Annotated in this window: 5 protein-coding genes and 1 pseudogene; 4 read left to right on the top strand and 2 right to left on the bottom strand. The window is 66.3% G+C overall.

Going from position 1 to position 6,509, the window contains the following annotated elements; translation table 11 throughout:
* Positions 1-13: 13 nt before the first annotated feature.
* Complete coding sequence (locus Q0U08_RS16330; RefSeq protein ID WP_367271150.1) at positions 14-700, bottom strand: NAD(P)-dependent alcohol dehydrogenase; 687 nt, start codon at positions 698-700, stop codon at positions 14-16.
* Between the two features lie 112 nt (positions 701-812).
* On the opposite strand from Q0U08_RS16330, the gene Q0U08_RS16335 reads away from it, so the two are divergent.
* Together Q0U08_RS16335 and Q0U08_RS16340 are read left to right on the top strand one after the other, a co-directional pair.
* Positions 813-1,748: a DUF1080 domain-containing protein gene (locus tag Q0U08_RS16335; protein ID WP_298092646.1), complete on the top strand. Its 936-nt coding sequence runs from the start codon at positions 813-815 to the stop codon at positions 1,746-1,748.
* 102 nt (positions 1,749-1,850) lie between these two features.
* The gene (locus Q0U08_RS16340; RefSeq protein WP_298092647.1) at positions 1,851-2,840 is read left to right on the top strand and encodes an SDR family oxidoreductase; all 990 of its coding nucleotides are present in this window, start codon (positions 1,851-1,853) and stop codon (positions 2,838-2,840) included.
* Between the two features lie 46 nt (positions 2,841-2,886).
* On the opposite strand, the gene Q0U08_RS16345 is transcribed toward Q0U08_RS16340, so the two are convergent.
* Positions 2,887-3,687, bottom strand: coding sequence for a methyltransferase (locus Q0U08_RS16345; protein ID WP_298092649.1), 801 nt, complete (start codon positions 3,685-3,687; stop codon positions 2,887-2,889).
* 155 nt (positions 3,688-3,842) lie between these two features.
* Between Q0U08_RS16345 and Q0U08_RS16350 the strand changes: the two genes are divergently transcribed.
* Both Q0U08_RS16350 and Q0U08_RS16355 read left to right on the top strand, forming a co-directional pair.
* Positions 3,843-5,858, top strand: coding sequence for an HAD-IIB family hydrolase (locus Q0U08_RS16350; protein ID WP_298092651.1), 2,016 nt, complete (start codon positions 3,843-3,845; stop codon positions 5,856-5,858).
* A pseudogene (locus Q0U08_RS16355) lies at positions 5,855-6,509 on the top strand (hypothetical protein); the annotation flags it as partial. The gene Q0U08_RS16350 and the pseudogene Q0U08_RS16355, both read left to right, overlap by 4 nt.

The raw sequence follows: 6,509 nt of genomic DNA on the forward strand, positions 1-6,509 counted from the left end.
ATCGTCGGCAGCGTCAGATGTGTATAAGAGACAGGTCGCGCACTACCCGGCCCCAATCCTGCTGCTCCCGGTAGTTGAGCGTGAACGTCGCACCCAGATCCCGCGCCCGCTCCAGCTTTTCGCCCGACGAGGAGGTGATCGCCACCGTCGCCCCCATCAACCGGGCGAGTTGCAGCGCCCAGATCGACACACCCCCCGTACCCAGCAACAGAACCGTGTCACCCGCCTTGATCCCGCCATCCACGACCAGCGCCCGCCAGGCAGTCAGGCCGGCGGTGGTGATCGTCGCCGCCTCCACGGCGTCATAGCCTTTTGGCGCATGGGTGAAGGCTGTCGCGGGCAGCACCACGACTTCCTGCGCGAAGCCGTCGATCCCGTCGCCTGGCGTGCGGGAAAAATCTCCGATCGTCGGCGCTCCGTCTTGCCAGTCGGGAAAGAAGCACGACACCACCATATCGCCCATCGCGAAATCGGTGACGCCCGGCCCGATCGCCTCCACGATCCCCGCCCCATCGGCAAGGGGAATGCGCCCGTCCGCGGCGGGCATCCGCCCCGTCGCCACGCCGAGATCGTGGAAGTTCAGGGAACTGCCGTGCAGCGCGACCCGGATTTCACCAGGGCCGGGTTCGCCGGGATCGCGTCGATCCTCCATCGCCAATTGGTCCAGGCTGATCGGGGCGCGTAAAGCCATTGCCTTCATGTCGCATTCCTTTTCGTTGTCGCGAGGCCGAACGCCTGAGGACGCATGATCGTCGCGTTTGCATTCGCCCCTTCTTGCAGTCACGTTCGCCGACTAGGATTTGGGGACCATCATGCTGAAAAAACGAGTGATAATTGCAACTCTGCTGCTGCCGGCCGCGGCCTGGGCGCAAAGCTCGGTTGAACAGGCGCGCGCCATCGCAGGGGATCCGCCGGCCGCACGGCAACGTCTGTCGCTGACCGACGTGCCGAAGGCGACAGGCAAGGTCATCACGCTGTTCGACGGACGCAGCCTGGCCGGCTGGCAACCCTGGCTGGGCTATGCCGATCCGGCAATGACCTATCGTGGCGATCCGAACACGAGGCCGATCGGCACCAGCCGCGATACGTCCGCCGACTTTGCTGTGCGGCAGGTGGATGGCACGCCCGCGATCTGGATCAAGGGACAGACCTGGGGCAGCCTGGTCAACACGGCGGACCTTCGCGACTATCATTTGCGGTTGCAGTATAAATGGGGTGCCAGGACCTGGGCGCCCCGCGACAAGGAAGCGCCAAACAACGGTCTCTTGTATCATACGCACGGACAACCCGGCGAGGTCTTCGGAACGTGGCGGCCCTCGGTCGAGTTCGAGATCATGAAGGGGTCGACCGGCATGGTCGTGATGGTCGGCGGCAAGGTCCGTGCCCGCACGACGGTGGCGCTGGACCCGTCGCTGATCGCGCCTCATCTGCGCTTCCGCACCACCGGCCGGACGATCGACATGGTCAACGGCACCGGGACCTGGAATGTCGAGGCGGCGAATGACGCCGAACGTCCGATCGGCGCGTGGAACACGCTGGACCTTTATGTAGTCGGCGACCGGGCGATCCATGTCGTCAATGGCGTGCCCGTGGCGCAGGTGCGTGATCTTGCGACCGTTGCGCCGGATGGCACGCGCCAGCCGCTGACCCACGGACATATCCAGTTGCAATCCGAAGGGGCCGAAACCTGGTTCCGCTCGATCACCGTGGAGCCCATTCGGACGCTGCCCCGGATCGTGGTAAAGTGATGGCGAAGCCACCGCTTGTGAGCGTGGTGCTCGGAGCGGTGGCGGGCGGAACGGAAACGATCCACCGAAGCTTCTGGAATGAGACATCCGGGAGCAATGATCATGACCGATACGACACGTCGCACCTTTGTGACGGGGGCGGCGATCGCCGCGGGTGCGGCCGCCGCCACGCAGGCGGGCGCCGCGCCGCAAAGCGGCAACGCGGCCGCAGCCACGACCCCGGCGGCGGCCGCCTATCCTAAACCGCCCTACCCGGTGCAGCGCCAACCCTGGCCGGGACTGGCGTCCAAGATGACCCCTCGGCCCGATCATGGCGAAACGAGCTACAAGGGATCGGGCAAGCTGGCCGGCCGGAAGGCGCTGATCACCGGCGGCGACAGCGGCATCGGTCGGGCCGCCGCGATCGCCTATGCGCGTGAGGGCGCCGATGTCGCGATCAACTATCTGCCCGCCGAAGAGCCCGACGCGCGCGAGGTGATGGCATTGATCCGCGCCGAAGGTCGCAAGGCGGTCGCCATCCCAGGCGATCTGCGCGACGAACGCTTCTGCCGGCGACTGATACAACAGGCGGCCGAACGGCTCGGCGGACTCGACATCCTGGTCAACAACGCCGCGCGTCAACAGACCCGGCCCGGCATCGCCGACATCTCCGCCCAGGATTTCGACGATACGATGAAGACGAACGTTTATGCGCCCTTCTGGCTGACCAAGGCGGCCGTCGAGCGGATGGGAGCGGGCGCCGTCATCGTCAACACGTCGTCCGAACAGGCCGGCGATCCTTCCCCCGACATCGTCGACTACGCCCTGACCCGCGCCGCCGTGCTGAATTTCACCAAAAGCATGGCCAAGCAGCTCGCCAGCCGGGGCATCCGGGTGAACGCCGTTGCGCCGGGACCGTTCTGGACGCCGTTGCAGGTGAGTGGTGGCGCGACACCGGACAAGCTGCGCAGCTTCGGCGAGACGACACCGCTGGGCCGCGCGGGACAGCCAGCCGAGATCGCCGCGTTGTATGTCGCCGCCGCCGACCCGAGCCTCAGCTATTCGACCGGACAGATCTTCGGCTCGTCCGGCGGAAACGGCCAGCCGGCATGACGCACATCGCCCGGGAACGTGCACACATCCGCTCCCGGGCAACCCCTTATTGTGGCTTCACGAATTTGAGGGTGAACCGGTCGCTCTCGCCAATCGCGGCATATTTTGCCCGGTCGACATCCTTCAGGCGATAAGAGGGCGGCAGCGTCCAGACACCCTGCGGATGGTCATGCGTATCCTTCGGATTTGCATTGACCTTCGACTCCCCGGCCAGACGAAAGCCCGCCGCCTGCGCCAGCCGCACCACGGTCGAGCGCTTGATATACCCGCTCGACTTCTCCCGCGCCGCATCCATCTCCTCCGGCAACCGGTGATCGACCACCCCCAGCACACCACCCGGCTTCAACGCGTCGTAAAACGCCTTGAACACACGCCCCGGCACCGCCGGATCATCCTGCATCAGCAGATTGTGGACGTTACGAAAGGTCAGCACTACATCCGCACTGCCCGCAGGTACGGACGATGCACCGGTAGTAAAATCAATCGTCTGGACCGACGTTTTGCCGTAAGCGCCTGCTTTGGCAGAAAGCGCGGTGCGGGTACGCTCCGCCTGCGATACCGGAACCAGCGCGATATACTGCCCGCGCCCCTTGACCATCGGCGCCAGGATTTCGGTGTACCAGCCACCGCCGGGAATGAATTCCACCACCGTCTGCGTCGGCTTCACGCCAAAGAATGCGAGCGTTTCGGCAGGGTGGCGATAACGATCACGCGCGCGATCGGCAGGCGTACGGGTGGAGGCGGCCACAGCGGCGGCGATGTCCTTGGTGGGACGAACGGACTGCGCTGCGACCGCTGCGCCCCCCAAAGCAGCGACACAGGCGAATGCGACAAGTGGACGGGACATGATGGGTCTCTCCTGAACGGCTGGCTTTCGGTCAGATCATGCCCCGCCCCCGCGGCGGAAACAACCGCGCCACGTGTCCGTACGGTCGTGATCGTCGCGGGCGCTCAACCGCTTGGACCCAATCTGGGTTAGCGACGTTACATGCCAGCAATAAAATGGGGGCGGCGCTGCACATCATTCATCTGGCACTCGGCGGCTGTCTGAAAGCGCCGCCCGTGACGTTCGGCATTACCGCCGATACCGGTGGCCATATCGCCTATGTTCTCGAGGCCGCCGCCGCACAATCGCTGCAAAAGGGCGTCGATGCCGTCAGCGTCTACACCCGCCTGTTCGATGATCCCGAACTCGGCACGGCGCATGCTCGCCGGTCGGAACGTCTTGGACCGAAACTGACCATTGAACGGATCGTCACCAACGACCGCCGCTATCTGGAGAAGGAGGAACTGGCCGGTGATCTCGCCGCGTTCGCCGAGGCATTCTGTCGGCACTTGGCCGCGCTCCCCCGCCTGCCCGACGTGATCCACGCCCATTTCGCCGATGCCGCTGATATTGCCAGCACGGCGCGGGCACGATTTGGCATCCCCTTCGTCTATACTCCGCATGCGCTTGGCATCGACAAGCGCAGGCAAGGTTTTGCCGGCGATGCGCTCGAGGCACGGATCACTGCGGAGCGAGCCGCGATCAGTCATGCGAACGCGATCATCGTATCGACGAGGGACGAGGCGGATCGCCAGATTGGCGGATACGGCATCACGGTCGCGGACCGGGTGCATTGTCTCCCCCCGGGTGTGCCGCAACGTGCCGCCCCGACGGGCGAGGCGACCCTGGCCGATCATCTGGATGCATGGTTCGATGATGCCAGCCTGCCCATCCTGCTCGCCATCGCGCGGCCGGTTCGCAAGAAGAACCTGGCGGCATTACTGCGCGCCTATGCTGCCGATCCCGCGCTGCGTGCTGCCGCCAATCTTGTGATTCTAGCGGGTCAGCATGACCATGCCACGGGCGAAGAACGCGCCGTGCTGGAAGAACTGGCGACGCTCGCCGCCGATCCGGCATTGGCTGGCAAAGTGGCGCTACCCGCACGCCACGACGCCTCCGATGTGGCAGCGCTCTATACACGCGCCAGCCGAGGCGGCGTGTTCGTCAATCCAGCGCTGCACGAGCCATTCGGCCTGACCGTCATCGAGGCCGCCGCGGCCGGCGTGCCGGTAGTCGCCACCCATAGCGGAGGTCCGGTCGAAATCGTCGCTGCCCTCGGACACGGTATGCTGGTCGACCCGCGGGACGAGGGTGCGATTGCGGACGCCTGCCGCGCGGTAATCAGCGACGCGGATCACCATGCGGCGCTTGCCGCATCGGCGGTGTCGCGGATTGGGTGGTATAGTTGGGAGCGTTATGCGGCGTCCTCGCTGGCGGTGTATCGTGCGGCGGGGCAGCCGCGGTTGCTGGCGTCGGATATCGACAATACGCTTACCGGATGTGCGGAGAGTGCGCGGGCGTTTGCGGCGTGGGCAGAGACGCGCGACATGCCGTTCGTGGTGGCGACGGGGCGTTCGTTCGAGGAGGCGAACCATGTGCTGGGTGCATGGGGTCTGCCGCGGCCGGATGCCTATATCGTCGATGTCGGCACGCGGATCATGCGACGCGACGGGGACGGAAACTGGCGCGCCTGTGCGGATTATGCCGCGCTGCTCGACCGCGACTGGGACCGGGATGGGGCGGCAAGGGCGCTGGCCGGCCTGTCGCTGACAGAGCAGCCGCCCACGGTGCAGACGCGGCACAAGATGAGCTTCTTCGGCGACAGCGCGACCACCGCGGCGATCCGCCGGGCGCTTGCCGATGCGGGCGTGGCGGCACGCGTGATCTTCTCGCACGGCCACCTGATCGACGTGCTGGCGCCAGCCGGGGGCAAGGCCGCCGCCATCGCCGCTTATGCCGCGGGCCTGGGCCTGCCGATGTCGGCGTGCATCGCGGCCGGCGACAGCGGCAACGACGCCGACATGCTGGCGGCGTGCGGCCATGCCATCGTCGTGGCGAATGCCGACGCCGATCTCGACCATCTGGCGCCGCGGCCGGGGCTGCATCGTACGGCGGGGAGGCATGCGGCGGGGGTGCTGGAGGGACTGGCGCTGTATGGGCTGGCGCTGGCGCCGATGCAGGTGGCGGCATGACCCGCCCCTTCGGCTATTTCGTCCATCATCAGGGGCGCGGCCATGCCGAACGTTGCGCCGCAATCGCCAACGCCCTGCCGCGCGATCGACCACTCACGATCTTTTGCGCGCGCGACGACATATTCCCGGCGCTGCCCGATCATGTCGAGATCATGCGCATCCCGTCGCTGTTCGAAGCCACGGGCGCAGAGGCGGGATCCATGGACTGGGTGCCGACCCCCGATACGCTGCACTGCGCGCCGTTGGGCTGGCCGGGCATCCGCCACGCGATGGCGACGATCGCGGGCTGGTTCGACCGCACAGACCCCGCGCTGATGATCTGCGACGTTTCTGCCGAGATCGCGCAACTGGCGCGCATCTGTTCGGTGCCGCACGTCAAGATCCTCCAGCACGGCGAGCGCACCGACCCCGGCCACCGCGCAGCCTATGACGGTGCCGCCGGGTTGCTCGCGCCCTTTCATGCCGATCTGGCGCAAACCGACTGGGATGCCGGCATGCGCGCGCGCACCTGCTTTGCCGGCGGTCTGGGCGTCGACACCCGCGTGCCCGAACGCGAAGTGGCGCGCCAACGCATCGGCATCGGCGAGCAAGAGGAGATGATCCTCGTCGTCGCAGGCGGCGGCGGCGAGGATCATCTCTGTCTCTTATACA

The organism is uncultured Sphingomonas sp. (assembly GCF_946477935.1).
Taxonomy (GTDB): domain Bacteria; phylum Pseudomonadota; class Alphaproteobacteria; order Sphingomonadales; family Sphingomonadaceae; genus Sphingomonas.